The organism is Prosthecobacter sp. (assembly GCF_044378005.1).
Lineage (GTDB): Bacteria > Verrucomicrobiota > Verrucomicrobiia > Verrucomicrobiales > Verrucomicrobiaceae > Prosthecobacter.
The window spans coordinates 35652-61036 of the sequence record NZ_JBILYB010000018.1; the positions used below are offsets into that span (position 1 = coordinate 35652).

Consider the following 25385-nt stretch of genomic DNA (forward strand, 5'->3'; position numbering starts at 1 on the left):
GGATCAATCAGCCTTCTTCAATTCCGCCAGCATCTCCAGCAGGTTGTTCGTGAGGATGACGCTGGTGTCCTCCTGCACCTGGTTCGTGCCGAGCCATGTCTCGTAGCCGCCTAGCTTGTGCTGCTCCAGCGTGGGCAGGTAGCCGTGGCGACCATTCGCGAGACCGATGACCATCGATTGCGGGAACGGGCTGCGCTTTTTCAAGTCGAGGCCGATCTCGACAAAGGTCTCAAACGGAATGGCACACACGGCGAAGTCGCCGATGCGGATGGCCTGGATCTTCACCGTGAGAGTCTCCTCAGGTCGCTCGGCGGCGCTCACCACACTGCGCGCGTAGTTTTGCGCGAGGCGCGGCAGCTTTTCGATGGCGTCCTTGTCCTTGATGGCGAGCACGGCCTTCGCCTCGGCCACATCCTGCGAGGAAGGGCGACGATACTTGAGTGTGATCTCACGCTGCAACATGCCAAGGCGAGTGTCAGTCTGATGCTTCTCGATTTTTCGATGCGCGAGCCATGCCGTGTCCGCGGCTTTTTGTGCCACGATGCGGATCTGCTCGAAGGGCTCGCGCGGTGGACGTGTGATGCCGAAGGGGATGTTGTTGATGTCTCCCGAGGTGCCGTTCGACATCATGGCGATAAAGCTTTCATCACCTCGAATACGCGAAGGCATGAGGCGGGCGAACTCGCCGAAGTAATCGGCCGACATCTGACCGCCGGGAGCACCACCGACGTAATGCAGCGAGTAGTTGGCAAACAGCGCGATGGGTTTCCGCTTCAAGTCCTGCACCGAGAGGATGGAGATGTCGGGATCGGTCGGGCCTGCGGGGCGGTCGATCACATCAGGACTGGTGCCGGGGTTCATCTTCACCGTGTCGAGTCGGCCAAAGGGATTCAGCGGCATTTTGCCCGGCTTCAGATACCAGCGGCGGTTGAAGACTTCGTCCGGCAGCGGATGTGCGGCGGCTCCGACAGCGGCAGGCTTGAGCGCCGCGTGAGCTTGAATGATGGACCCGGCCACGCCTTCGACGAACTGCTTGTAATACGCCGCCGCAGCCTCGCTGCGTGTGTTGAGCGACGGGCCGCTGTGCGTGTGCGTCGATGAAATGAGCATCTTGTCCACTGACATGCCCGTCTTCGCGGCTGCGAGCGCTTTCGCCTCGTTCAGCACATCAGGACCAGCTCCAAGATTGTCCACCACGACCATCGCCAGAGTTGTTTCGCCATTGTCGAAAACGAGCGCGCGTGAATGAAACGGATCATGCGCCTTCTCAGCCATGTTCGCACTGAAACCGCCGGGCATGTTCATCGGGAACTGCGTGGGCGTGATGTCCACCGCAGCGGCTCCGGCGCGGAGGGTTGGCTTGTCGGCGGCGAACGGCAGAGAGGTGAAGGCGAGACTGATGGCGAGAAGTTTCATGGTTTGTCGATGGTGTTCGGAAGCAGTGACTCCACCTGCACAACGACGGCTGCATCGTGCTTCTTCAAAGCCTCGCGGAGTGCCGATGGATCGCTGCCATGCTTCGCCATGAGTGCCTGAGCGATGGCGAAGGCAGACGCAAACTTTCCATCGCCATCGTTGTCGAGCCAGATGGGATTCGTGGAGCCGATGACGCGTGGTGTGAGTTTCTTGCTCGATGGTTGATACGGGCGCGGGATTTCCCAGAAAGGTTCCGTGATGCCCGGCCCGGTGGCGATGGCGACAAGATGCACATCATGCGCGGGCTTCGGCAGTTCCCAGGTGATGCGTGCCTTCTCGCCAGCGCGATGTTCATCCACGATGGATTGCTCACGGATGAGTATGCCGTTGGCGTAAAGTTCGATGCGATCCGCTTTCACCCACGCGGGACCGCTGACCACAGCCTCGACTTTGATTTGCACGCCGAGTCCGGTGGCGAGATCGCCGACGGTGAAGCGGTCATCGACCTTGAGTGTCGTCATCAAGCCGAGACTCACGAGCAGGCGACCTTCCTGATAGCTGCGCCAGACTTCATCGAGATCGAGCTGAGCAGGATTGCCGTCCTTCGCCGCAACATAGGTGCGACCCTGGCCGAGGATGAAGCGGTTCACGTCATGCGTGTCGCTGGAGGCAATCGCCGCGATGCGATGTCCGCGATTCAGCAGCGCGAACCAGTCCCGATACAGCAGGTGGATGTCCGACTGCATGGCACCGGAGGTGATGACCTCCATCGCATCAATGTCGAGCGCATCTGCATGGCGATGTTTGCCAGTGGTTGGGTTGAATTGCAGGCCGCCGAGCGGCACGAAGCCGCTATGGAGATCACGCGGATGATTCAGCGTGATCACCTTAACGCCCGGCGTGGCGCGGATGGCCGGAAGGAGCTTCGCCCAGTCCTGTTCGTTGTGATTCACCAAAGCCGCACCGGGCTGAATGGGGAAGGCGTTGAAGTGGCCGTGCTTTGTCGTGACTTCATTGCCGACAACGGAGGTGAATCGATCTGCCACACCGACGCTGGCAACAATGGGCGAGTAGTCCGTGTGATGATTGTGATCCGTCGCGATGGCCAGCTCGATGCCTTCGCCAGCAATGGTGATCATGCGTTCCTCGATCTTCGCATCGCCATGGCCGCTGTGCGTGAGCGTGTGGATGTGGCTGTCAGCGGCGATCCAGCCTTTCGTATCCACTTCACGCTTCAGTTCGAACTTCACCTCCTGAGTATCGCCAATTTTCAAAGACAGCTTCTGAGTCTCCACTCTCCATTCAAAACCACGTCCGGCATGGAGCACATAGTTACCCGGCGGCACGGAGAGCGTGGTTTTGCCATGCTTGGCATAAACGACGCCGACTCGCGTCGCCACCTCACCCGCAGGCTCGGCGCGCAGTGGCTGAAGCGTACCATCAGCTCGCGTGAGGGTGAGGCGGCATGAAATGGCTTCGCTTGTTTGAGCATCCGTGACAGATACTTGAAGCGTCGAGCCAGCGATGGCTTCCACGACCGGCTTCGAGTCGAGAATCACCGGCCCGACTTCGATGTCGTCGAGCTGCGCAGGCGCTTGGATCACGAGCACGTTCTCGCCATCGCGCAAAGCTCCAACCGGCACGGCGAGCACACATTCGAGGGCTGTTTCTGCCAGCGTTAGCGAGCCGAGTCTGCGGCCGTTGAGCAACACGGGCCAGGTCTGCTTCACATCCCGCTGCCAGATGCGCAGGGTGTGCTCCGTCGTGTTGGATTTTGCATCAAACCGCACCTCCAACCGCTCTGCATCGACGGGATGATTTTTGAAGATCTCCCATTCAAATTGGCCAGCCTTGCCGAGATGGACTCGCTTCGTCTGGAGGGTGGTTGATTCAGCGTGAGCTGCATCAAGACCTCCGAAGGAAATCACAGCACCGAGGCTGATAACAAAGCTCATCCGCCTTGTCACTGCCCACAAAGTGTAACTCGAGTGATGCATCATGTGAAAAGGTGAACTCACTCCATCCAGCGAATGCACGAGGCCATCGGCACTTCGACGGGTTCACCTTTGGCGGTGATTGAGCCACTCGCGGCGTCGATCAGTAAAACGACGACGTTGTTGCCGGGCATGTTGGCGCAGAGGAGCCAGCGACCGTCGGGGCTGATGAGAAGGTTTTGAGGGCCTTTGCCGCCGCTGGGCTGGATGGTGAGAAGCGTGAGCGTGCCGTCGGGGGCAATGCGGTAGCTGGCGAGGCTGTCGTGGCCGCGATTGGTGCCGTAGAGGTGCTTGCCGTCGGGTGTGATCTTCAGATCGGCGGTGTAGCTCTTGCCGGTGAAGTCTTTCGGCAGCGTGGCGATGGTTTGTTTTTCCTTCAGTGTGCCATCGGCGGCGTTCCAATCGAAGACGGTGATGGTGTTGGCGAGTTCGTTGATGATATACACGAGCTTGCCGTTCGGATGGAAGGTCAGATGACGCGGGCCGCTGCCGGGCGTGAGCTTGGCGAAGGACTGTGCGGTGTTTGGCGCGAGTTTCGCGGTGGCGGCGTCGAGCGTGTAAATCATGATCTTGTCGATTCCGAGATCGGCGGCGAGGGCGTGTCTGCCATCGGGGCTGACGACGAAGCAATGCGCATTCGGTCCTTTCTGGCGCTCTGGGTCGGCACTGGAGCCGCTGTGTTGGAAAAACGACGCTGATTCGCCGAGCGAGCCGTCGCTCTTCACTGGCAGCGAGGTCACATTGCCGCTGCTGTAGTTCGCGACGAGCACGGTCTTACCCGTGGGATCGACTTCCACAAAGCACGAGGCCGTGCCGCGTGTGTTTTGGCGGTTCAGCGGTCGCAAATCGCCCCCGCGGCCCTCGATGGCAAAGGCAGCGACGAAATTGTCCTTCCCGCCAAATTCGTCGATCGAGTACAAGAACCGCTTGTCCGGCGAGATCGCGATGAAAAACGGGCTCTGCACGCCCGTGGTGCGTTTCAGCGGCTTCAGCGTGCCTTTTTCCGAATCGAAGCCAAATGCATGAATCCCCGCCTTTTCGCCTGAAGCGAAGGCAGAGACAAAAACGACATGTTCAGAAGCAAAAGCAGGCACGGCGAGCAAAGCAAGGAGGATGGAGCGCATAAGATCCAAACGAGCTTGGACGGTGTGTTTTGCGAATGCGCTTAGATACCGCCCTCAAATCTCGCTCGCCTTCGGCACGACGAACGGCGCGCGATACTCGCGGGTGAGCAGCGCATTCGCGGTGGCGTTGTCGAGGAAGCCTTCGTTGTCGCCATCGACGCGGAGATGCTGGCCGAGCGTGAGCTGCGTCTTGTCGAAATCGACTCCTGCTTCGGCGAGGTAGTGCTTCGTGCGCTCCAGCGTGTCCTGCACGTCTTCGTGAGCGTTGATGTCGCCGAGATGCTTGGAAATGCCGTTCACGGAGGTTTGGGAGCCGAGGCGATATGAGATGTTCGCGATGTGGCAGAGCGCGGTGCTTTGATGGCCTTCTTCGATGTCGGCGGCGAGTTCGGTGTGCTTCCGGCTGCGAACGGCGCGGAGGAAGTTGGCGAAGTGGTTCTCGGATTTGCCTTCGAAAGCGCGGACGAGATTGCCCTTCGGATCAAAGAGACTCGTGTCGGCGATGATGCCTTCGCTGCCGTAGAAGAACCACATGGATTTGATCGTGGGATGAAACGGCACGGTTTTGAGGCCGCGTGTTTCGGAGACGATGGTCTTGTCGCCAAAGTCGAAGATGCCGACCTGCGAGTTGGGTGTCTCGGCCACATCCGTGTAGCCGAGTCTGCCGCCGTAGCTCATCACGCTGCGGCCCAAACCGGTCACGCCGAGGCCCCAGCGGCAGATGTCGAGCGAGTGGACGTTGTTGTTGCCGATCTCGCCGTTGCCGGTGTCCCAGAACCAATGCCAGTCATAGTGAAACTTGGGCCGCGTGAGCTTCGTCATCGGCGCGGGCCCGGCCCACAAGTCGTAATCGCACCTCGGCGGCATCACGCACTCCGCCGGGCCGCCGATGCTGCCGCGTCCGCTGTAGATGATGCTCTTGGCGAGCTTCACATCGCCCAGTTTGCCCTCGCGCATGAACTTCACGGCCTCGGCTAATGCTCCACGCGAGCGGTTCTGCGTGCCCGTTTGCGCGATCCGTCCCAGCTTCCGCGCCACCTGCACGATGCGGCGGCCTTCCTCGACATTCTGGCTCACCGGTTTCTCGACATACACGTCCTTGCCCGCCTGCATGGCCCAAATCGCGGCCAGCGCATGCCAGTGGTTCGGCGTGGCGATGAAAACGACATCCACGCTCTTGTCTTCGAGCACCTTCCGCAAGTCCTGCACCTTCTTCGGCATCGGTCGCTTCAGTTCGACCAGCAACGCGCCCACCTCATCCGCACGGTCGAGATCCGGGTCGCAAACATACGCCACGTCGCAGTCCGCCAGCCGTGCCAGTTCCCGCGCATGCGCCTTCCCGCGAATCCCACATCCAATGATGGCAGCGGTGATCTTCTCATTCGCTGAAACCGGTGCCGGATCGGCTCCGAGCAAATTTTTCGGCAGAGCGACCGCCGCAGCGGCCATGAGCGAGTCTTCAAAAAAGCGGCGACGTGTAGGCGTGAGCATGGCGGTGTTGGATTACGGGTTTGGAGAAGGATGTCTGTGAACTTTGTTGCGGCGATCCATGATTCACGCCTGCCACTCGTAGATCGCCAGCACGCCCGATTCGGGATATGAGTTTTTTCCAATGGCTTGAGTGACAGCGAAGCGTGTGCTGTCGGGGTGAATGTCGAGAGCGGTGCAGGGGCCTGCTGTGGCAGTGTCGGCGAGGGATTTGTCCTGATCGGTCTTCCAGGCACGAAACTCGCCCTTGGCGATCTCGCCGCTGGCGGCCATGACAAAGCCATCGCGATGACAGCGGGCGCTGTAGCAGAATCCTTTGAGCGTGGAGGAGAGTTTGCGGTGCAGTTTGCCGCTGGTGATGTCGTAAAGCAGCATGCTGGCCGGGCCGTCATATCCTGCACGTCCGCAGGCCATGATCAGGCTGCCATCTGCGGAGAGCGTGAGGCTGCGGATGCCGCCCCACTCGATGTCTTCCACGCGTCGATAACCAGAGAGCTCGGGCACTTCGATTTTCAGCAGCTCTTTGCCACTGGCGATATCCCATACCTGAATCGTTGGCTTTTGCGGTCGGCGGTCAGCGGTGATGATGCGTTTTCCATCCGGGTGCAATGCGAGTCCATAGATGGGATGCTCGCTCTTGGGGAACTCGCGCATCATTTTGCCATCGCCGCTCTGCCACAGACGCACGGTGCCATCGCGGTCTCCGGTGGCGAGGATCTTGCCATCGGCACTCACTGCGAGAGCGCGAATGGTGCTGGGATGGGCCGCGATTTTCCAGCGCAGCGCGGGCAATTCTCCGCTGCAATCCCATGCGATGACGCCTCCGATGTAATCGCTGGTGAGCACCAGATCATCGCCAGCACGTGCCATGTCGCCGACCCAGCTCTCATGTCCGGTGAGCATCGTTTTTTTACCACTGGCAACCTCAATGCACACAACTCCGGCATCGCGTCCACCCGCCAACAGATGCCTGCCGGTTGGCGAAAAGACGCAGCTCATCAGCGGCACCTCGTGCTTGTGCTCGATGATGAGTTTGGTTTTGGTTGGGTTGACGGGCATAAGCGCGAGTGGTTTACGCCAGCACGGCTTTGATTGGCCTGGCAGCAGGATCGGCGACGGGATTGGTCTGGCCGTTGAGATGGTAATCGGCGCTGGAGTCGATGCCGAGCGCGGTGAGGTAGGTGTGAAAGAGATCACCGATGCCGACTTCGTCCTCTTTGACCTCTGTGCCGAGGTCATTGGTCATGCCATGCACCACGCCCTGTTTGATGCCAGAGCCCGCCATCGCCACGGACCACGCACGGCCCCAGTGATCACGTCCGCCGAAGTTGTTGATCTGCGGCGTGCGGCCCATCTCGCCAGTGACGACGACGAGCGTGTGCTCCAGCATGCCGCGCTGTTCCAGATCATCGAGCAGCGTGACAAAGGTGCGGTCAAACTCCGCACAGCGCATCTGGTGCCAGTAGAAGTTGTCCTGGTGTGCGTCCCAGTCGAAATGCACCACGCGCACGCAGGGCACACCGGCTTCGAGAAGTCGGCGAGCGAGCATGCAATTCTGGCCGAAGTCGTGGCGGCCATAACGCTCGACATCCTTGGGCGACTCGGCCTTGAGATCAAAAATCTCGCGTCGCTGCATGAGTGCCCTGGCTTGGTCAAAGGTCGTGCCGTAGCCGTTGATCGGTGCCTTGGCATGGGTGCGGAGGAAGCGTTCATCCGCAGCGCGGCGTGCGGCATCGCGTGTCTGGAGCGCAGCGGCATTGATGCCAGCGGGAACGATGAGATTCTCCGGTGGCAGGCCATTGATGACGCGCACGCCTTCATATTTCGCGCCGAGAAAGCCAGCATCACCTGTGTCTGTGTAGGCTTTCGGTCCATCGCGTCGCAGGGTGATGTAACCGGGCAGCACATCACCGGGTTGCTCCAGCAGCTTCGCCACTGCCGATCCGAGCACCGGATAGCCAGGGGCCAGGCGGCCGGCTTGGATCGCGTAGTGGCCTTTTTCGTGATCTGGCAGATTCGAGTTCACACTGCGCACCACAGCGAGCCTGTGCATGATCTTCGCCGTGCGCGGCAGCAGCTCGCCGATGCGCACGCCATCGAGTGAGGTGTTGATGGCACGAAACGGGCCACCGAACTTGGTGCCTGGCTTCGGGTCCCAGGTCTCCAGCTGACTCGCGCCACCGGAGAGAAACAGCACGAGCAGTTGCTTCCGATGCGGCGATGCCGCGAGGGCCGATGGTGCCATGGCGGCTGCTCCGGCGAGTCCGAGCGTGCGTGCGATGGCTTGGCGGCGGGTGAGGTTGAGTTGCATACGATCAGTGGTTAAAACGAAACTCCGCCGATAAGAGCAAACCCCACACGAGCGGCTGCAAGGCTTCCGCCCGCTCCTTTGGCGTCTTGGTGCCTTTCACGAGGCTGATGACTTCCTCCGTCTCTTGCGCAATGGGTCTGCGATTCAAAAGGCTGAGATAAAGATCCTCAGCGAGTGCCGCTTGATCACTCAAAGCCGCCCAGCGATCAAACGAGGTGCCAGAAGCCACTTTGATGAGCTCGATGATCTTGGGGCTGTTCAGCAGGAAGAGCGCGTGATCGACGACAGGATCGATCTTGCTGTCATCGGTGCCCGGCAGGGGCGAAAAGGCAGCGATGATGGCGCTGGATTGCTTTTCGAGCAGTTCGTAGCCGTCTTTCTTCCAGTGCCAATCTTTGAGCTTGGTTTCGACTTCGGTGGGCTTGGTCTTTTTGAGCTGTTCCAGCGTGCGGAGAAAATGAGTATCAATACGACCCGTCGCCTGCAGCAGAGACCAGCGCATTTGCTCTGGCGTGAGCGCCCGCATAGCCGCAGCAGCAAAGGAGTCCACTGGAGGCTCAACCTCGCCCGCTAGTTCGCTCGACTTCTGATAGCAGCGACTCAGTGCGATCTCGCGCAGGCATCCCTTGATGTCGTAGCGGTGCTGCACCAGCCACTTCTCGATGGCTGCGAGCACTGCCGGATGCGATGGCGGATTCTTGGCGTGATGCAAGTCGAGCGGATGCACCAGTCCCCGGCCAAACATCAGCGCCCAGAGTCTGTTGCCGAGGTTTCTGGAAAAACCCGGCGTCTCCGCACGCGGCATCTGTTCGGCCAGTTGCTTGCGCCGACTGTAAACCGGCACTCCTCGTGCCGAGTTGCTCGGTGCCATCAGATACTCCTTCCCCTTCTCCAGCTTCGGATCAGCGATCATCTGGCCACCCGGAAGACGCGGGTCCGTCTTGCCCTGCTTCGTCGTGAAAACGGAAGTGAAGGTGACATCGCCCATCGCTTTCTCGCCGACGAAGGAACGGTTCAGTTTGTTGTCGCGAAAGAACGAAAGGCGGCTCACGAACGCATAGATGCCGAAGTAGTCCGCCTGCTTGTAGTCATCGAACCGGGGATCATCGTGGCACTGAGCACATTGCAGGTCCGTGCCGAGAAATACGCGCGCCACATCCCGCGTGATCTGATGCGGTTCGGCATCACGAGCGACATAAAACTTCACCGCTCCTGGCTGTGACTCATCGCTGCCATCGCTCGCCAAGATCTCACGCACCATCACATCCCAGGGCTTGTTTGCCGCGAAGGACTCCGCCAGATAGCCCCGCCAAGCCGTAGCAGCGACATCATACGACTTCACCGCAGGCAAACGACGCTCAGCGAGGATCACGTCAAACACTCGTGCCATGTGCAGCGCATACTCAGGCCGTGAGAGGATCGCCTCGATGGCTCGCGAGCGCTTGTCAGGCTTTTGGTCATCGAGGAACGCCATTGTCTCGGACTGCGTCGGAATCATGCCATTCAGGTCTAGATTCAGCCTTCGGAAAAAATCAGCATCCGTGCTGATGGCCGCCGGAATGATCTTTGCAGCCGCCCAATCCTTCATCATCAAGCCATCGATTTGCTCATGCAAGGGCACGGCTTCTTCCGCCGACAAGCTGGTGCCCGCCATGAGGCTTAGCAGCTTTAGAAGGCGAGAGATGCGGTTCATGAAGTGCGTCCGAGCTTGCTGGGTTCGTCATTCGCGGATGAGTTTCGCCGCTTCCTCCTTCGCCTTCGCGAGCACATCGGCTAGCGCGACCGGCTTGCCGCCTTGACGGAGGCTTTCGTCGGCAGCTTCCATGAAGGTGAAGATTTCGATCGTCTCGGCTTCGCTCACGGGTGGGGTGCCGGAGCGGAAGAAGGTGCCGATCTGGCGGCAAAGGGCTTCGTAGCTGATGGTTTTGGCACCTTGGCGCACTCCAGCACTGCCAAAGACAAGCGCGCCGAACTCCGACTTGCCTTTCACGATGCCGCGATAGGTGCCGACGCGGCCGTCTTTCCACACGCCGGTGACTTGATCGGTGATGGGGCCTTTGGTGCGGGAAACGGTCTCGCAGCCGGTGCCCATGAGTGCGAAGAGCGACTCGATGCCGTGGATGGCGTAGAAAAAGAGGTCGGGCGTGCCGCTCTGATACGAGCACGGGCCCCAAGTCGTCACGCTGAGGATGTCGCCGATCTCGGGATTGTTCTTCATCGCGATCAAATCGGCTCCGAAGCGCGAGGATGAGCTCGACCAGACCTTCACGTTACTCTTTTTCGCGAGTTCAAAGATCGCGATGGCCTCGGCGAGTGTGCCAGCGACCGGTTTGTCGATGAACACAGGCTTGCCCGCTTTGAAAATCTCCCGCGCCTCCTGGAGATGGATGCGGCCATCCACGCTCTCCAGCAACACCACATCGACCTTCGCGAGCAGTTCCGGAATGGTGGGCACGATCTCCACGCCCATGTCGCGAAGCTGCTGGGTGAACTTCTCTTTGCGATCTTTGCTGGCCGGCATGTCGGTGCCGCCGGTGTAGCCCGTGGTCACTTTGATGCCCGCGAGCTCGCCCGTGGTCTCGCCTTTGTTGAAGAGCTTCGTGAAGGCTGGCACATGCGACGTATCGAGGCCGATGATACCTGCACGAAGCGGTTTGAGGTCGTTTTGAGCGAAAGCAGAGCTAACGACGAGGAGGGAAAGGAGGAGGCGTTTCATGGTCATTTCTTCAAAAGGTCCGAGATCGTCTGTTTCATCATTTTTTCGGAGTTTGGGGCTGCGTAGGCCTGCGAGGGCTCGTAGCCGCCTTCGATGAAACTTTGCTCCAACGGGATGTAACCCGTCACGCCATCGCCATAGCTCGCGGTGCAGACAAAACCACCCGCCCGCTGCTGCTGCGCAAAGAGTTGATACTCGACAAAGCTCTCGCCGGGCAGATGCACGAGGCACACATCCTCACCCAGATGCAGGCTGGTGAAGGGAATCGGCTCACGATGGCGGATGAAGCCGATGCGCAAGGCCGCTGCGATGCGTGTGGTGGGCGCAGTGGCGGTGTTTTGCATCACTTTGAGCATGCGTTCCTCCGGGAACTCGGGATCGGGCTGCAAGACGACGGGCGCATGTTTCCACGCGATCTTCGTCAGTGGCACACGCTTGGCGTTTTGCTCCGACTCGACCATCGCGGCGTGGATGCGGCCTGCAAGCAACGGGCGCATGGGCGGTGTGCCATCGTTGTATTTGCCCGCGCCGATGTTTCCGCCACAGCCGGTGAAGTAGATGTGCGGCACGCCATCCTCCTGCGTGCGCTTTTCACGGGCAATGCCCGCGAAGTCATGGCTCACGATGCCATCGCCGTAGTAGCTCATCGGGTGCGTGGCGTAGTAGTGCAACGCGGCAAGTTTCTTCTCGCCGTTCCAAAAGCTCACGGTCTTCAACATCGGGTCGATGAGGCCCTCCGGCAGCGCTCGCAGCACGGGGTCTTTCGAGCCACTGCCGCGCATTTTGCCCACTTTGCCGTCGATGACTTGGACACGACGATTCCCGGCCACTTCGAGCACTTTCGCCTCGCCGGTCGAGATGTGCGTGACGTTCTGAGGATTCTTCAAAGCCGCCTCGATGCTCGCCGCGACGCCTGCGAGCGCCCTCTCCGTTGCCACAGCGTCGAGGATGCCGATCTCCGGCAGCAGCTTCTGTGCGGCATTGTCCACCAGCGGCGCGTTGTGCTGATGCAGTGAGTGCAGGGCCACGCGCTCCGCCGAAGTGCCCGCCGCTTTTGCCAAAACCTCACGCCAGTGAATGTGATCCGCCCCGCGAATCTCGCAGAAGTCGATGGCGCAGAGCACGACGGGCTTTTCATCGCTCAGCAGCACCACGCCGAGCGCCAGCAGAGGCTCGCTGACACCAACGGCTGATTTCACCAAGCCGCCGCACAAAGGTGCACCGACTGGTGGCGTGACATCGGCACGGAAGGTGGCGATTTGGATCGCGAAGGCCTGAACCGAAAGCAGGGCGAGGCAGAGGAGTGTTTTCATGGTTAGTGGGAGAGGAGTTTCCGCATCGCGTCCATCAGCACCTTCTCCACCTGCGGAGCGACGCGGGAGACGATGCCGGTTTCGTAGCCGCCCTGCGTGTAGGCGATCTCGGTGCCGATGTAGCCGGTGCCGTAGTCGCCATACGCGGCCATGGTGATGAAAGCGTCCGGGCGCAAAGACTGCGCGGCGAGTTGATACTCGACGAACAGCTCGCCGGGCATGTGCAGCACGCGCGCGGTGCCGAGGCGAAGGCAGGTGATTGGGATTTGGTGTCCGGCGTGAGTTCGACGCAGGAAGGTGAGATCACGCGCTGCGCGAATGCGGTCCGGCTGTTTCAGTTTCGTATCAGTGAGCTTCGCGAGGAGTTGCTCCTCGATCAATGTTTCGCGCACCGGCATGGCGACGGGCTCGACACGCCACGCGGTGTCCTTCGCGCTGATGGGATGCTTCTTCTGCGAATCCCATGCGAGCTTCATGCCAGCGGCGAGGCGTTGCGCGAGCACGGGGCGGTTGTCTTTTGTGCCGTCGTTGTATTTGCCGGCGGCGACATTGCCGCCTGCGCCATCGAAATGCACGCACGCGACGCCGGGCAGCGCTTCAGCCCGAATCTCACGCGCCATGCCGACGAAATCCCAGTTCACCGAGCCCTGGCCGTAATAGCTCTGTGGATGCGTGGCGTAGTAGGTCATCGCGGCGACGGGTTTGTCGCCATTCCAAAACGTGATCAGACGAACCAAAGGATCGACCGTGCCTTCCGGTGCCTCGCGCGCGGCGGGATTCTTGCCGCCAGAGCTTTGGCGTTGGAGGATGACTTTGCCGAGTGGACCAAGAATGCGGCGGTTTGAGGCCACCTGCTCCACCTTACTGCTACCGAGTCCGATGTGTGTCACAGGCTGTGCTTGAGAAAGCGAATCTTTCGCCGCTGCTGCAAGCCGCTGCATGACCTCGCGATCAAAAGCGGCGTTGGAATACAATCCGGGTAGCCCGTGTTCGGTCAGCAGTCGCTCGGTGGCGAAGTCGCTACCCGGTGCATCGTGCTGATGCAGCGTGTGGACCGTCACGCGATCACGCGAGGTGCCGACGGCTTCTGCGAGCGCCTCACGAAACGCATCATGGCTCTCATTCGCGATGCCCACCCAATCAAACGCGCACAGCACGATAGGCTCGCCCGCACCCAGCAGCACCACACCTCGAGCGGTGAGTGGCGTGACGATCTCCTTCACCGGCTTCACCGCGCCATTGCAAAGCGGCGAGCCAATGGGCGGCGTGGCATCCACGTTGAAGGTGGCGAGGCGCAGGGGTTCATCTGCCGCATGGACGAAACAGGTGAGTAGCAGAGAGATAAAGAGCAGCGGCTTCATGACATCGACGAGAACAAACGCTGCGATCCGACGTTTTTGCTCCGCGATGATCCGCCTCCTTCCACTCCTCAGCCTCGCCGTGTCTGTGACTTCACTTGCTCAAACTATTCCTGCTTTGAAACCAAAAGTGACCTGGCCTTCACAAGTCGTGAAGGTCGAAATCCCTGCCAGTGATGGAGTGATGCAAAAGGCGATGTGGTTCGCTCCAGCCTCGATGGAGAAGAAGCCGCTGCTCGTCGGGCTGCATACTTGGAGCAGCAACTTCGCCTCGGCTGGTGGTGATGCGGTGTATGCGGAGTGGGCCATCGCGCAGGGCTGGGCCTTTGTGCATCCCGACTTTCGCGGGCCGAACTGGACGCCGCAGGCAATGGGCAGTGACCGTGCCGTGCAGGACGTGGTGGAGGCGGTCGAGTGGGCGAAGAAGCAGACAGCGGTCGATGAATCGCGCATCTACCTCATCGGCGTAAGCGGTGGCGGACACATGGCGATGCTCATGGCGGGGTGCCATCCCGAGATCTGGGCCGGAGTCAGTGCGTGGTGTGGCATCGGCGATGTGGCGCGGTGGCATGGAGAACACACGAAGAACGGCAAGAGCGACAAGTATGCCGAGAACATCGTCGCAGCGCTCGGCAAGGTGCCGGCCAAGGATGATGCTGAGGCGTGGAAGCGCTCACCGGAGAGCTGTCTCGCAAATGCAGCCTCGGTGCCGCTGGACATCGCGCATGGCATACATGATGGCCGCACGGGCAGCGTTCCTTTTGAGCACTCGCTGCGAGCCTTCAATGTAGCGGTGAAAGCCGAAGCACGACTCGATGCAGCAGCCATCGCGAGCTACTACGCGACGCAAACACTGCCGTCGGGATGGTCACCCGCCGCACCCGACGCGAGCTTCGGCCTGAAGACACCGCTCTTCCGAGCCACGAGCGGCAACACGCGCGTGACGATCTTTGAAGGCGGGCACGAAATTGTGCATCAAGCCGCGCTAAACTGGCTGGCCAGGCAGCGCAAAGGCCAGCCGCCCGTCTGGGATGTGAAGGACTTCAGCCCCATTACATCCGAGTGGAACGCGAGTGGTAAGTGATCACCCCTTTGGCCTGATCATGTAGCCGTGCTCCACCGCGTCGTTTTCCAGATTCGAACGCGTCACGCCGGGCACGATGCTGCGGACGTAATCAACCTTGGCTTGGTTCTCGTTCACGGTGACTCGCACGTGGCCAGCGCTGCCGAGGATGACACCGCCGTAGCCGTATTCCTCGGCGCTGCGGGTGCCACCGCTGGGATGGCCGGGCTGCGGCACTTCTTGGTAGATGATGCCATCGAGCTCCTCTTTGACGAAAAGATGGTCGTGACCGTGGAAGACGATGTTCACGCCGTGTTTCACGAAAAGCGGATGCAGCGGCATTTCCCAGCCGGTGCGGTGCTCTTGGAAGCCTTCGCTGCCGTCGGCGTTTTTGCCGCCCCATTCCATGTAGGCGGCCGGTTTGGCTCCGCCGCGCACATCACGGCCCAGGCCGCCGACGAGGTGATGGATGAAGACAAAACGCATCGCCGCTTTGCTGCTCGTGAGCGTCTTGGTTAGCCAACGATATTGCGCGTCCCCCAGCGTCATGTCCCAACCGGAGGCTCCGCGCTGCGTGGTAGCCCAAAAGGGATCGAGGCCGATGAAGAGTGCGTTTCCCCACTCAAAGGCAAAGTAGCTATGCTTGTCGTTGCCGTCGGTCGGGTTCGGGAAATAGGTGTGACGCATGCCGAGCGACCACTCGGACATCTCAGGGTCGCTGCCGCGCTCGCCGTCGTGGTTGCCCAGCACCATGAAAATCGGCACGCTGTGCGCGATGCGGCCCATGTAGTAGCGCTGCGCCTTGTATTGCGACTCCGAGCGGCGGAAGAACTTGCCGAACTTGTCCACCATCGTCGTGTCGCCGAGGTCGATCATGAAGTCCGGCTTGTCGGCGAGCATGTTGGCCAGCGTTTGCTGATACACCCGAACATCCGTGTTGTTGTCGAGATGCGAGTCTGCCTGCATGACGAACGAAAAACTCTGCCCCGCCTTCCGCTGCATGTGAAAGCTGCGCGTCACATCTTGTACCGCCTCGCCACCCGCGCGGCGAAAAGTGAGACGATAGTTGTAACTCGTGTCAGGCTTCAAACCGCCCAGGACGATGTTTTGCGGCAGGCCAGCCTTCAGCTTCACCTCTGCCGTCTTCAATCCGTCGCCATACTCGATGAAGGCATCCATCTCCTCCCAAGCCAGCACACTGACCGTCACCGACTCTGCGCCCGGCCTGCAAAGCCACACATTGAAAAGATACGGCGGCACCACCGCAGACTCGACTTGGCCGCCCTGACCCGCACCGCCTTTGGACTTATTATCCGGCACGGCGGCGATCAGGAGCAAGGCGAGTGCGACAAAGCCAAACGAAGCGACAAATGCTTTCATGGCTTCATTCCTCCCTTCTTTCCTCCTTTGCCTCCGCCCTTTTTCGCAGGCTCTTTGGCGGGATCAAAGTTGGGATTCGTCTTCGGCATTTCAGCGCCGACTTCCTTCAAATAATCCGCGAGCTGCCCCGCGAGCCGCGTGGCGACCTCTGGTTGCTTTGCCGCGATGTCGTTTCGCTCGGCGAGATCGGCATTGAGATCGAAGAGGAGGTTTTCGCTCGTTTCATAGAAGTGGATGAGCTTTATGTTGCCGCTGAGAATGGCGCTGTGCGGCGTATCGCCTTGATAGTGTGGGAAATGGAAGATGAGCGGCTCGCGGGAGCGCTTCACCGGCTCTTTGGAGCCTCGCAGCAGTGAGGAAAAGTCACCGCCATCGAGATCCGTCGGTAGCGTGGCCTTCACACCGGCCAGCTTGCAGAGCGTGGGCAGGAAATCGTAACCAACGACGCGTTGATGGCACCATGAGTTCGCCGCGATGCCAGGACCGCGGATGATCAACGGCACGCGGATACCTCCCTCCCACACGCCGCCTTTGCCAGCCGTGAGCGGTCGCACCTTCTCACGTCCACCGCCTCCTTTGCCTCCACCCCCACCTCCACCGCCGCCGTTGTCGGACATGTAGATGATATAGGTGTTCTGGCTGAGACCAAGCTTTTCGACGGCCTCCAGCAATCGGCCCACGCCCGTGTCGAGATCGGTGGTGATGGCCGCGCGGTCCACATCGCTATGCATGCGACCTGACGGCTGCTTTTCATAAAAGGCCCGCGTTGCCTTGAGCGCGTTCTCCGGCAAATGCAGCGCGTAGTAGGACATCTGCATGAAAAACGGCTTCCTCGTCCCTGCCTGCTGCTTCATGAAGGCCTCCGCCCGCTCATTCATGCCAAAGATGTCCACAGGGTTCGGATCGATGTGCTGATCGGCATCGCGATTGCCCGTATCGCCATCGCTCACGTCGTAACCATGCGATTCCGGCCCACCACCACCGAGATGCCACTTGCCGAAATGCGCCGTCGCATAGCCTGCCGTGCGCAGCAGCTCCGCCACTGTGGTTTCCTCGATGCCGATGTGTTTTCTCGATGCTCCTTCGATCAAACGATGCCCATCTTCCGCCGGAGCCGCCTTCGTCCATCCTAGCGCTGCCGGATTTCGTCCCGTCTGTAAACTGATCCGCGTGGGCGAACACACCGGCGCAGGCGCATACGCCGCGCTGAAACGCATGCCTTGCGCGGCGAACTTCTCCAAGTTAGGCGTGCGGTAGAAGTCGCTCTTCGAGTTCGGCAAGTCAGGATGCATCTGCACTGAGAGCCCCGTCCAGTCCTGGTCATCGGAGAGGATGAAGATGATATTCGGCGGCGTAGCGGCGAAGGACACAGAGGTGAACAGGAGACAGCAGAAGTATCGGAGAGCTTTCATGGCAGTTGAGATGAACATGGGTTCACCAAGTATGAGGCAATTGTTGTCAGCAGCCCATCAGGCATCGGAGTCGAGTTTGTCAGGATTGCGTCAGCAGGGGCCGATGACCCTCGTAGCATGTAAGCGGAGAATACCCCCATGAATCAGGAGGAACAAACAACACAGAAGAGCTTCCCCGCAGGCAGCCTGAGTCACCTTTATGACCAGACGGCTGTATGAGAGGAGAATTGTCTGGCTCGGCGTGTGGCGGTCCCACCACCCGATGTACTCGTCCAGACGGATTCCCCCCCATTTTCTCGACAAGATGCGGCGATATCTCAGGCTGTGCCAGTTGAGTGCACTGATCTGGTGCATGTGGGTGCCTATTGGGCTGCTACTGGGACAAGTGCTGAGGTGCCTGTGACAAGCGCGGTGCTGGCGGAAATGCTTGTCCGTAGAGACCCAGCCAAGCGTGGCGATGTGTCTCCGAAGACAGAGTCACACTTCACCAGAATTCAGCATCAAACAGCCTGCTATCTTGCGATCTGCCAGGGGCAATGGCAATGCATGGCATGCATCGTCTCGACCAACTCCTCTCCTCCCTCGGCTACTGCTCGCGGCGGGAGGTCGTGGCTTGGGTCAAAGCAGGCCGGGTGAAGCTTGGCGATGTCGTTCTGACAAGGGCGGATCATCGGGTCGATCCTAATGCTGTCACGCTGGACGGAGAACCGCTCGAGGCACCCGATGGACTGCTGGCCATGCTGCACAAACCGGTGGGTTATGTCTGCACGCACAGCGATGGAGAAGGCCCGACGATCTACGAACTGCTGCCAGCACAGTGGCTGGATCGTAATCCCGCTGTGACCAGCGTGGGGCGTCTGGACAAAGACACGAGCGGGCTGCTGCTCGTGACGGACATCGGCAGTCTCGTGCATCGCTACACTTCGCCAAAAGCGGATGTGGAGAAGAGTTACCTCGCGGAAGTGGACCGTGATCTGGAGGCAGGACTGGTGAAGATCTTCGCGAGAGGTGATCTGATGCTGCGCGGTGAAGCCAAACCCTGTCTGCCCGCGCGGATGGAGATCATCGCCCCACGCAAAGCGCGACTGATCATCACCGAGGGGCGCTACCATCAGGTGCGGCGCATGTTTGCCAGCCAGGGATTCCACGTGGAAAAGCTCCATCGCGAAAGCTTCGGCCCGCATGAGCTGGGAAATCTAGCGGAAGGTGAATGGCAGATGCTGGAGGTTCCCGCCTAACTGACTTTGCCCGTCAACGGCGCGCGGGTGTCTTTGCCCTTCGGATTCATGGCGGTGATGCTATCGAGCAGCGTGAGAGTGAGTGAGTCACCATCAAAGCGGAAGGTCAGAGCATCGCTGTGCGGCGTCTCGTAGTAGCGCAGGGTGACGAGCAACGTCTGCGGATCTGTCCAGGTAGCATGGGCGGCAACTTTGAAGACCGCGTCAGACTTGGGTTTCCCCCCGGCGATGAGGCGCGGTGGTTTGATGGGCAGTGCCGTCTCGCCGAGCTGCCACGTTTCCCAACCACAAGAGATGCTGTGCCCATCCGCACTAATCACACAGGCCTTGTCCGACAAAGCGAGGCTGATTTGCGAAAGGCCATAGTCATTGGCTTCGAGCTTGAAGGGCTTCGCGGGCTGGATGGCCGAACTTTTTGAACCCTGCGGTGGTAGCAGCTTCAAGCTCTTGAGTGGCGCAAGATCGGCCTGAACCAAAGGCTTGGCATCGAAAGCGGGCAGCAGATGCTTCCACACGAGATCGAGCTGTCCCTGCATGTTTTTGTTTTCGCTCGTCATCACGATCACCGCCTCCTGCTCCGGCAAAACGATGGTGAATTGCCCAAACGCTCCATCGCCACGAAACGCCGTGCCCTGGCAGCGCCAGAACTGGTAGCCGTAACCTTGCAGCCAGTCGTTCTTCACTTTGGGCCGATCAGGCTTGTCGCCGCCAGGTTGCTGGATGTGGAAGCTCGTCGCTTCATCGATCCAGGCCGATGAGATGATCTGCTGCCCCTGCCACTTTCCTTTTTGCAGCAGGAGCTGGCCGAACTTCGCAAGGCCCTCGGTCTGGATGCTCAAGCCCCAGCCGCCCGTGTTGATGCCGCGCGGACAAGTTTCCCATCTCATGCCGCTGATGCCGAGCGGTGTGAAGAGACGCGGGGTGAGGTATTCCATCACGGTCTGTCCGGTGAGTTTTTGCACGATGGCGCTGCACATGTAGGTCGCGGCGCTGTTGTACATGAACTGCGTGCCCGGTTTGTGCACGATATTCTGTGCGAGGAAGGTGCGCGCCCAGTTCTCCGACTTGATGCACACTTGCGTAGGCTCTTTCTCGTTGCCCGTGGACATGGTGAGAAGATCCTTCACCCGCATCGCGGCGAGGTTTTCACTGACCTGCGATGGCAGATCGTCCGGGAAAAAGGAGACCACTTTATCATCCACGCTGAGCTTTCTTTCAGCCACCGCGAACCCGACGGCGGTGGAGGTGAAGCTTTTGCTCATTGAGTACATCGTGTGAACGAGATCCGGCCCATACGGCTCCCACCAGCCTTCCGCGATGACCTTGCCATGCCGCAGCATCATGAAGCTGTGCAGCTCCATCTTTTCTCGCTCGATGGCATCCAGGAAATCCATGATGGCCTGAGCAGAAACACCCTGTGCCTCCGGCGTGCTGCGCGCGATCTGAGTCGCCGTCGCTTCGGCAAAAGTTCGCGGAATCCAAAGGCTGAAGGAAGCGAGACTGGAGTGCTTGAGGAAGGTGCGTCGGGAGGGAGACATACCATCACCTTATCACCGCACGTCAGGCGGCAACAAGCCTCCTCTTTTCCAACTAGCCATGAGACGACAACTTCTCGACGGCACAGCTCCGCATGCCGCGCAGGATGCGGTGGGTGCATTGCTCGAAGTGCGCGAGGATTTCGTCGGCCCCTGCGCCGGCGGGCAGGCTGGCGTCAGCGCGCACGCTCTTGGAGGTGATGTCATCGAGCAGGATGAGCACTTCTTTCAGGGAGTGAAAAAGCTGCGCCTCCTGCTCGGCCTCCGGCAGCATGACGAAAGCAAGGTTCAGCAGCCAGCGTCCGTCTTTTGCGTCCGTCTTTTTGAAGGATGAAACGCTGCATCTTGAAGGTGCTGCTGCCGGGCTCGTAGCCTTCCTGGCGCACGAGATAGGGGCCGTGGCCGTTTGGTCCCCAGGCGAGGTTCATCACCTCGCAGCGGGCGGGATCGTTGCTAAGCGCGGCCATCTCAGGTGAAAAGGATGTGCGTGCCTGCACCGGCGGACTCTTCGTAGAACTGGCCCACGGTCAGCACGCCATCGACGCGGTCCATGAGGTCCTCCTTCTTCAGCTTGAACATGTCCATCGCCAGCTTGCAGGCGTAAATCTTGCCGCCGGAGTCGGAGATGAGTTCGAGGAACTCGCGCACGGGCGGGATGTCGAGTTTTTCCATCTCCTTGTTCATGAGATGCGTCGCGAAGGCCGACACGCCGGGGATCGCGCCCATCACAGTCGGGAATGGAATCGTCATCGGCAGGCCGAGCATGGGCATGGCCATGTTCAGCGCGGAATTGCCCACGGTGGCGACTTTCAAATGGTCGAGCGTCTTGTTCGCCAACGCGTTCAGGCCAAAGAAGGTGAAGAACAGCGAGGCTTCGATGCCTTCCATGCGTGCGCCGTTCGCCATGATCAGCGCCGGGTAAATCCCATCCAGCGAGCCTCGGCTCACGATGATGGACATCTTCTTCACAGGTTGTTTGTCGTCGGACATAAGGGTTCGTAGTTCTTGGTTCCTTGTTCTTCGTTGGTTAAATGCAGCCGACGGGTTTTGGAATGCCCGCGATCTTCGAGGACTTCTTCAGCGGGCCGCCGGGGAAGAGGTCGTAGAGTTCCTTGGTCGTCACCACGCCGCTCTTGCCCATGCTGCGGATCGTGAGTGCCGCGCCCTTGGACTGCTGCTCGCGCAGGTAGCGGATGACTTTCATGTGCGCGTCGGTGAGCGCGCCAATGCCCTCCTCTGTGGCGATGGCTGCGGCGATGGCTTCGTTCCATTGGGACGCGTTGGTGAGGTAGCCTTCCTCGTTCACGTCAACTTCGGTTCCTGCGATGGTCTTGTTCATAATTCAGTGGGTTGGGATGATGATTACGCCTCGGCTGGTTTCTTTTTCTGCCGTCTGATGCCCGGCAGCGGCCAGCCTTTCAGCAGGACGTTCCAATACACATGCCGGAAGGCCAGCTTGCCGAGGTGGTTGAGGCGGGACTCTTCGAGCAGCTTCATCGGCCCAAAAGAGAACGGGAACGGCCCTTCATGCGGTTCATACTCGTAGTTGAAGTCGATGAGCAAAGCCTTGCCGTTGCCGGACTCGATGAAGCAGTTCGAGTGGCCGTCGAACTCCTCCTTCAGCGGCTTGCCTTGGATGTAGAGCAGCACATTATCTGCCAGTGTCTCGCTTTCAAAATGCACCACGGAACCGGCCTTCGAGGAGGGCAGGTTGGTCGCATCGCCAATCACGAAGACATCGGAATACTTGAGCGATTGCAGCGTGTGTTTGTGCGTGGGGATGTAGTCCAAGTCATCGCCCAGCGCCGAGCGGCGCACGGCTTCATCACCCATGTTCGTCGGGATCGTTACCAGCAGGTCGTAGGGCACCTCGCGGCCGTCGAAGCAGACTAGTTTGTTGTTCTCCTGATCGACCTTCTCGGCCACGAAGTCGGTCACCAGCTCGATCCCTTTGTCTCCGAGCAGATGCCCGAGCTTCTTTGACGCCTTCGGCTTCGTGAAGGCTCCCGACAGCGGCGTTACATAGGTCAGCGTGACCTTGTCGCGGATGCCTTTCTCCCGGAAGAACGTGTCTGCCAGAAAGGTGAACTCCAGCGGCGCCACGGGGCACTTGATCGGCATTTCGTTGATATGCACCACCACGCGACCTCCTTGGAAGTCCGCCAGTTTGTCACGCAGCGCCCGCGCTCCATCCAGCGTGTAAAAGTCATGCACGTTCACGCGCCACTTCGGTCCCAACATGCCGGCAGTCTCCTCCGGGGCCGTGCGGCAGCCGGTGGCGACGATCAAAAGGTCATACTTCAACTCCCGCCCATCCTTCAGCGTCACCGCATGGTTTTCAGGCGTGATTTGATCCACCTCCGCCTGCACAAACTCCACGCCTCGCGGCATGAAATCCCGCGTCTGCCGGATGATGTCGCTCTCCTCATACTTGCCGAAGGGCAGAAACAAAAAACCCGGCTGGTAGAGATGCTTGTCCGAGCGGTCCACCACCGTCATGCGCCATTCGGACGCAGATAGGCGTCTGCGCAGATGGTTCGCCATCATGGTGCCAGCGGTGCCGCCGCCGAGGATCAGTAGATGTTTGCTCATGGTGGTGGAAAGGTTGTCTTTGCCAAACTTCTATATGAGCGTATGCGTATATGCAAGTTTTAACTCTCCTCAGATCTTGTCCTCCATGAGCCATCACCTCGACTCCGACGAACGCGGCATCATCCTGCCCTGCCCCGCCTGCGGCACCGCCAACCGCATCGCCTACGCCAAAGTCAGCCAGCATGGCCGCTGCGGCACCTGCAAAGCCGATCTGCCCCTGGTCGCCGCTCCGGTCGAAATGGCCAGCCCCACCGCCTTTGCCGCGCTCATTTCTCAAAGCCCGCTGCCCGTCGTCATCGACTTCTGGGCCGCATGGTGCGGCCCCTGCCAGATGATGGCCCCCGAGTTCGCCAAAGCCGCCTCCCAGGCCGCTGGCGAGGCCGTTTTCATCAAAGTGAACACCGACGTGCAGCAGCAAATCGCCAGTCAGTTCCGCATCCAGGGCATCCCCGCCTTCGCGCTGATGAAGAACGGCAAAGTCACCGCTCAAACGAGCGGCTTCCAGCCTGCGGCACGCTTGCTGGCGTGGATGCGGCAGAGTTGAGCGCCTGACAAGGAACAGCGCTTTTTAAGCGCCGGGGCGGTTGAAAAACGCCCTTCCTTGCATCGCACACTTCCGCCGGGACTTCACGGTGGGGTTCCTTGCCCGGCCCATAAACCGGAAGTTGAGCTTTGAGCCGATGAGCCTAATCTAGTGCCATGACAGCGACACTTACCATTGATGAATCCGGCCAGATCGAGCTGCCGGAGCCTCTGCGCCGGATTTTTGGCGCGATGCCGGGTGTTCGCATCCGTGCCGAGGTGACACCTGACCGGATTGAAATCGTCAAAGACATTCCTGTGGCCAGCGAGACCATGCTCTCGCCCAGCGGTCGCCTCGTGCTCGCTCCCACGGGCCTGCAGGTAGACGTTGCTGGTGCTGTGCGTGAGGAACGCGAGGCGCTCGCCAACCGTGCCCTCCGCAAATGACCCGCTACTTGGACAGTTCCGTCTTGGTGTCGTCGCTCCTGCCCGACGACCCCGACTATACCGCTTGCGATGCCCTGATGGGGCAGCCTGGAAACTGGACGAGTCCCCATGCGCTCAATGAAACCTTCGCCACTCTCACTGGAGGCAGGCTTGGAACACGCATCGACGCCGACGTTGCCGCAGGGATGATCCGCGAGAGCATCCGCCCCTGCGTGCATTTCGTCGAACTCACTGTGGATGAAATCCTGGATGCCCAAGCCGTAGCTCGCCAGCAAGGCGTTCGTGGCGGCGGCGTCTATGATTACATGCACCTCACTGCTGCCAGGAAGATCAAGGCTTACAAAGTGATCACGATCAATCTCACCGACTTTCAGCATCTGCACCGCGAAGGTGATCCTGAAATCGAGCGTCCACGTTGAATTTCGCTGAGGAGCTGGTCCGAACTCATCCTCACTTCTGCACAACCTCCCCAACGGAAAGCCTGCGTCGGTCACCTCGGTTGCGAGAGAGGACGCTCGGTGATGCCGCCGTCTTCGACATCCACGATCCGGTCGAAGACATCGAGCGTGCGGTGGTCGTGGGTGACGACGAGGACGCCGGCGTTGCGCTCGTGGGCGACTTTGGCGAAGAGTTCCATCACCTGCCGACCGCGCTGGCTGTCGAGTGCGGCGGTGGGTTCGTCGGCAAGGATGAGGCTGGGATTGTTCGCGAGGGCGCGGGCCACGGCGACGCGCTGCTGCTCGCCACCGGAGAGGGCCACGGGCAGGTTGTTCGCACGCTCGGCGACGCCGAGGTAGTCGAGCAGCTCCATGGCGCGCTGGCGGGCGGCCTTCGGCGCGATGTCGTTGACCTCGAGGGCGATCTGCACGTTCTCCAGCGCGGTGAGGAAGGGGATGAGATTCGCCTTTTGAAACACGAAGCCAAGGTGCTGGCGGCGGAAGGCGCGCAGATCGACGAGTGCCCTGGGCCCATCAAGCACGGCCGAACCATTGATGGCGACTGTGCCTGAGGTGGGCGGGTTGATGAGAGCCATGGCGGTGAGGATGGTGGATTTCCCACTGCCGCTGGGGCCCAACATGCCGACGATCTCGCCGCGTGCGATGCTGAGCGTGGCATCGCGGATGGCGATGACCTCGGTGTGGCCGCTGCCATACACTTTGCGCAGGTTTTTGACTTCGACGGCGGGCGTGCTCATGCGGAGAGGACGGTGTTGGGCTCCACGCGCAGGGCTTTCCAGATGCCGAGCAAACTGGCGAGCGTGGAGATAACTAAAACGATGAAACCGAGCGAAACGAGATCCGCCGCTTCGATAACCACAAGTCGCGGAAAGCGCGGAAAGGCAAATCGGCCGATCCACCACGCCAGGGCGTAACCAAAGGCACCCATGAGGAGCGACTGCTGAAGGATGAGTCCGGCAATGACTCGGTTGCGCGCGCCGATGAGCTTCAGCAGCGCGATGTCGCGGATCTTGTCGAG

Annotated in this window: 24 protein-coding genes; 6 read left to right on the top strand and 18 right to left on the bottom strand. The window is 60.2% G+C overall.

Annotation, left to right across the window (positions count from 1 at the left end; translation table 11 throughout):
* Nucleotides 1–3: 3 nt before the first annotated feature.
* The 10 genes from AC6FTP_RS06000 to AC6FTP_RS06045 all read right to left on the bottom strand — a co-directional run bounded on the left by AC6FTP_RS06000 (nucleotide 4) and on the right by AC6FTP_RS06045 (nucleotide 13723).
* Entirely contained in the window at nucleotides 4–1416 is a 1413-nt protein-coding gene (locus AC6FTP_RS06000; RefSeq protein WP_497205997.1) for a hypothetical protein, read from the bottom strand.
* A complete protein-coding gene (locus AC6FTP_RS06005; protein ID WP_497205998.1) occupies nucleotides 1413–3371 on the bottom strand; it encodes a CehA/McbA family metallohydrolase in 1959 nt (652 codons plus the stop codon). Before AC6FTP_RS06005 ends, AC6FTP_RS06000 begins: the two co-directional genes overlap by 4 nt.
* 59 nt (nucleotides 3372–3430) lie before the next feature.
* On the bottom strand, nucleotides 3431–4534 hold the full coding sequence (locus tag AC6FTP_RS06010) for a lactonase family protein (protein WP_497205999.1): 1104 nt from the start codon (nucleotides 4532–4534) through the stop codon (nucleotides 3431–3433).
* A gap of 54 nt (nucleotides 4535–4588) precedes the next feature.
* Entirely contained in the window at nucleotides 4589–6025 is a 1437-nt protein-coding gene (locus AC6FTP_RS06015; RefSeq protein ID WP_497206000.1) for a Gfo/Idh/MocA family protein, read from the bottom strand.
* A gap of 63 nt (nucleotides 6026–6088) precedes the next feature.
* Entirely contained in the window at nucleotides 6089–7081 is a 993-nt protein-coding gene (locus AC6FTP_RS06020; protein WP_497206001.1) for a WD40 repeat domain-containing protein, read from the bottom strand.
* A 13-nt stretch (nucleotides 7082–7094) separates the two neighbouring features.
* Complete coding sequence (locus tag AC6FTP_RS06025) at nucleotides 7095–8333, bottom strand: DUF1501 domain-containing protein (protein WP_497206002.1); 1239 nt, start codon at nucleotides 8331–8333, stop codon at nucleotides 7095–7097.
* A 4-nt stretch (nucleotides 8334–8337) separates the two neighbouring features.
* Nucleotides 8338–10026: a DUF1549 domain-containing protein gene (locus AC6FTP_RS06030; RefSeq protein WP_497206003.1), complete on the bottom strand. Its 1689-nt coding sequence runs from the start codon at nucleotides 10024–10026 to the stop codon at nucleotides 8338–8340.
* A 27-nt stretch (nucleotides 10027–10053) separates the two neighbouring features.
* Complete coding sequence (locus AC6FTP_RS06035) at nucleotides 10054–11049, bottom strand: Gfo/Idh/MocA family protein (protein ID WP_497206004.1); 996 nt, start codon at nucleotides 11047–11049, stop codon at nucleotides 10054–10056.
* Between the two features lie 2 nt (nucleotides 11050–11051).
* Complete coding sequence (locus AC6FTP_RS06040) at nucleotides 11052–12362, bottom strand: hypothetical protein (protein WP_497206005.1); 1311 nt, start codon at nucleotides 12360–12362, stop codon at nucleotides 11052–11054.
* Nucleotides 12363–12364: 2 nt separating this feature from the next.
* Nucleotides 12365–13723 (bottom strand): hypothetical protein, encoded by a 1359-nt coding sequence (locus AC6FTP_RS06045; protein ID WP_497206006.1) that lies wholly within the window; start codon nucleotides 13721–13723, stop codon nucleotides 12365–12367.
* Nucleotides 13724–13769: 46 nt separating this feature from the next.
* Here AC6FTP_RS06045 and AC6FTP_RS06050 point away from each other — a divergent pair, with 46 nt between their 5' ends.
* The gene (locus tag AC6FTP_RS06050) at nucleotides 13770–14804 is read left to right on the top strand and encodes an alpha/beta hydrolase family protein (RefSeq protein WP_497206007.1); all 1035 of its coding nucleotides are present in this window, start codon (nucleotides 13770–13772) and stop codon (nucleotides 14802–14804) included.
* Here the strand turns inward: AC6FTP_RS06050 and AC6FTP_RS06055 are convergent, their stop codons facing one another.
* Nucleotides 14805–16163, bottom strand: a complete 1359-nt coding sequence (locus tag AC6FTP_RS06055) for a metallophosphoesterase family protein (RefSeq protein WP_497206008.1) — start codon at nucleotides 16161–16163, stop codon at nucleotides 14805–14807. It lies immediately after the preceding gene.
* Entirely contained in the window at nucleotides 16160–17575 is a 1416-nt protein-coding gene (locus AC6FTP_RS06060) for a sulfatase (RefSeq protein ID WP_497206009.1), read from the bottom strand. Before AC6FTP_RS06060 ends, AC6FTP_RS06055 begins: the two co-directional genes overlap by 4 nt.
* Nucleotides 17576–18126: 551 nt before the next feature.
* On the opposite strand from AC6FTP_RS06060, the gene AC6FTP_RS06065 reads away from it, so the two are divergent.
* Nucleotides 18127–18813, top strand: coding sequence for a pseudouridine synthase (locus AC6FTP_RS06065; protein WP_497206010.1), 687 nt, complete (start codon nucleotides 18127–18129; stop codon nucleotides 18811–18813).
* On the opposite strand, the gene AC6FTP_RS06070 is transcribed toward AC6FTP_RS06065, so the two are convergent.
* Nucleotides 18810–20351, bottom strand: coding sequence for a serine hydrolase domain-containing protein (locus AC6FTP_RS06070; RefSeq protein ID WP_497206011.1), 1542 nt, complete (start codon nucleotides 20349–20351; stop codon nucleotides 18810–18812). The two genes, AC6FTP_RS06065 and AC6FTP_RS06070, sit on opposite strands and share 4 nt — an antisense overlap.
* Before the next feature lie 58 nt (nucleotides 20352–20409).
* Between AC6FTP_RS06070 and AC6FTP_RS06075 the strand changes: the two genes are divergently transcribed.
* On the top strand, nucleotides 20410–20682 hold the full coding sequence (locus AC6FTP_RS06075) for a hypothetical protein (protein WP_497206012.1): 273 nt from the start codon (nucleotides 20410–20412) through the stop codon (nucleotides 20680–20682).
* 134 nt (nucleotides 20683–20816) lie between these two features.
* On the opposite strand, the gene AC6FTP_RS06080 is transcribed toward AC6FTP_RS06075, so the two are convergent.
* From AC6FTP_RS06080 to sqr, 3 genes are read right to left on the bottom strand one after another with little or no spacing between them, the layout of a single operon-like run.
* Nucleotides 20817–21338, bottom strand: a complete 522-nt coding sequence (locus AC6FTP_RS06080) for a DsrE/DsrF/DrsH-like family protein (RefSeq protein WP_497206013.1) — start codon at nucleotides 21336–21338, stop codon at nucleotides 20817–20819.
* Nucleotides 21339–21375: 37 nt separating this feature from the next.
* Entirely contained in the window at nucleotides 21376–21687 is a 312-nt protein-coding gene (locus AC6FTP_RS06085; protein ID WP_497206014.1) for a TusE/DsrC/DsvC family sulfur relay protein, read from the bottom strand.
* A 23-nt stretch (nucleotides 21688–21710) separates the two neighbouring features.
* On the bottom strand, nucleotides 21711–22940 hold the full coding sequence (gene sqr, locus AC6FTP_RS06090; RefSeq protein ID WP_497206015.1) for a type III sulfide quinone reductase, selenoprotein subtype: 1230 nt from the start codon (nucleotides 22938–22940) through the stop codon (nucleotides 21711–21713).
* A gap of 85 nt (nucleotides 22941–23025) precedes the next feature.
* On the opposite strand from sqr, the gene trxA reads away from it, so the two are divergent.
* The 3 genes from trxA to AC6FTP_RS06105 all read left to right on the top strand — a co-directional run bounded on the left by trxA (nucleotide 23026) and on the right by AC6FTP_RS06105 (nucleotide 24328).
* Nucleotides 23026–23484 carry a thioredoxin gene (gene trxA / locus AC6FTP_RS06095; protein ID WP_497206016.1) on the top strand — a complete coding sequence of 153 codons (459 nt, stop codon included), beginning with the start codon at nucleotides 23026–23028 and terminating at the stop codon, nucleotides 23482–23484.
* A 155-nt stretch (nucleotides 23485–23639) separates the two neighbouring features.
* On the top strand, nucleotides 23640–23909 hold the full coding sequence (locus AC6FTP_RS06100; protein WP_497206017.1) for a hypothetical protein: 270 nt from the start codon (nucleotides 23640–23642) through the stop codon (nucleotides 23907–23909).
* Nucleotides 23906–24328 (top strand): type II toxin-antitoxin system VapC family toxin, encoded by a 423-nt coding sequence (locus AC6FTP_RS06105; RefSeq protein ID WP_497206018.1) that lies wholly within the window; start codon nucleotides 23906–23908, stop codon nucleotides 24326–24328. Before AC6FTP_RS06100 ends, AC6FTP_RS06105 begins: the two co-directional genes overlap by 4 nt.
* Before the next feature lie 71 nt (nucleotides 24329–24399).
* Here AC6FTP_RS06105 and AC6FTP_RS06110 read toward each other — a convergent pair whose 3' ends face one another.
* Entirely contained in the window at nucleotides 24400–25104 is a 705-nt protein-coding gene (locus AC6FTP_RS06110) for an ABC transporter ATP-binding protein (RefSeq protein WP_497206019.1), read from the bottom strand.
* A partial coding sequence (locus AC6FTP_RS06115) for an FtsX-like permease family protein (RefSeq protein WP_497206020.1) occupies nucleotides 25101–25385 on the bottom strand: 285 nt, incomplete at its 5' end. The genes AC6FTP_RS06115 and AC6FTP_RS06110, both read right to left, overlap by 4 nt.

Bases quoted from the DNA above. Each gene is read 5' to 3' on its own strand.
- AC6FTP_RS06000 (WP_497205997.1), bottom strand. From the start codon at position 1,416: ATGAAACTTCTCGCCATCAGTCTCGCCTTCACCTCTCTGCCGTTCGCC.
- AC6FTP_RS06005 (WP_497205998.1), bottom strand. From the start codon at position 3,371: ATGAGCTTTGTTATCAGCCTCGGTGCTGTGATTTCCTTCGGAGGTCTT.
- AC6FTP_RS06010 (WP_497205999.1), bottom strand. From the start codon at position 4,534: ATGCGCTCCATCCTCCTTGCTTTGCTCGCCGTGCCTGCTTTTGCTTCT.
- AC6FTP_RS06015 (WP_497206000.1), bottom strand. From the start codon at position 6,025: ATGCTCACGCCTACACGTCGCCGCTTTTTTGAAGACTCGCTCATGGCC.
- AC6FTP_RS06020 (WP_497206001.1), bottom strand. From the start codon at position 7,081: ATGCCCGTCAACCCAACCAAAACCAAACTCATCATCGAGCACAAGCAC.
- AC6FTP_RS06025 (WP_497206002.1), bottom strand. From the start codon at position 8,333: ATGCAACTCAACCTCACCCGCCGCCAAGCCATCGCACGCACGCTCGGA.
- AC6FTP_RS06030 (WP_497206003.1), bottom strand. From the start codon at position 10,026: ATGAACCGCATCTCTCGCCTTCTAAAGCTGCTAAGCCTCATGGCGGGC.
- AC6FTP_RS06035 (WP_497206004.1), bottom strand. From the start codon at position 11,049: ATGAAACGCCTCCTCCTTTCCCTCCTCGTCGTTAGCTCTGCTTTCGCT.
- AC6FTP_RS06040 (WP_497206005.1), bottom strand. From the start codon at position 12,362: ATGAAAACACTCCTCTGCCTCGCCCTGCTTTCGGTTCAGGCCTTCGCG.
- AC6FTP_RS06045 (WP_497206006.1), bottom strand. From the start codon at position 13,723: ATGAAGCCGCTGCTCTTTATCTCTCTGCTACTCACCTGTTTCGTCCAT.
- AC6FTP_RS06050 (WP_497206007.1), top strand. From the start codon at position 13,770: ATGATCCGCCTCCTTCCACTCCTCAGCCTCGCCGTGTCTGTGACTTCA.
- AC6FTP_RS06055 (WP_497206008.1), bottom strand. From the start codon at position 16,163: ATGAAAGCATTTGTCGCTTCGTTTGGCTTTGTCGCACTCGCCTTGCTC.
- AC6FTP_RS06060 (WP_497206009.1), bottom strand. From the start codon at position 17,575: ATGAAAGCTCTCCGATACTTCTGCTGTCTCCTGTTCACCTCTGTGTCC.
- AC6FTP_RS06065 (WP_497206010.1), top strand. From the start codon at position 18,127: ATGCATCGTCTCGACCAACTCCTCTCCTCCCTCGGCTACTGCTCGCGG.
- AC6FTP_RS06070 (WP_497206011.1), bottom strand. From the start codon at position 20,351: ATGTCTCCCTCCCGACGCACCTTCCTCAAGCACTCCAGTCTCGCTTCC.
- AC6FTP_RS06075 (WP_497206012.1), top strand. From the start codon at position 20,410: ATGAGACGACAACTTCTCGACGGCACAGCTCCGCATGCCGCGCAGGAT.
- AC6FTP_RS06080 (WP_497206013.1), bottom strand. From the start codon at position 21,338: ATGTCCGACGACAAACAACCTGTGAAGAAGATGTCCATCATCGTGAGC.
- AC6FTP_RS06085 (WP_497206014.1), bottom strand. From the start codon at position 21,687: ATGAACAAGACCATCGCAGGAACCGAAGTTGACGTGAACGAGGAAGGC.
- sqr (WP_497206015.1), bottom strand. From the start codon at position 22,940: ATGAGCAAACATCTACTGATCCTCGGCGGCGGCACCGCTGGCACCATG.
- trxA (WP_497206016.1), top strand. From the start codon at position 23,026: ATGAGCCATCACCTCGACTCCGACGAACGCGGCATCATCCTGCCCTGC.
- AC6FTP_RS06100 (WP_497206017.1), top strand. From the start codon at position 23,640: ATGACAGCGACACTTACCATTGATGAATCCGGCCAGATCGAGCTGCCG.
- AC6FTP_RS06105 (WP_497206018.1), top strand. From the start codon at position 23,906: ATGACCCGCTACTTGGACAGTTCCGTCTTGGTGTCGTCGCTCCTGCCC.
- AC6FTP_RS06110 (WP_497206019.1), bottom strand. From the start codon at position 25,104: ATGAGCACGCCCGCCGTCGAAGTCAAAAACCTGCGCAAAGTGTATGGC.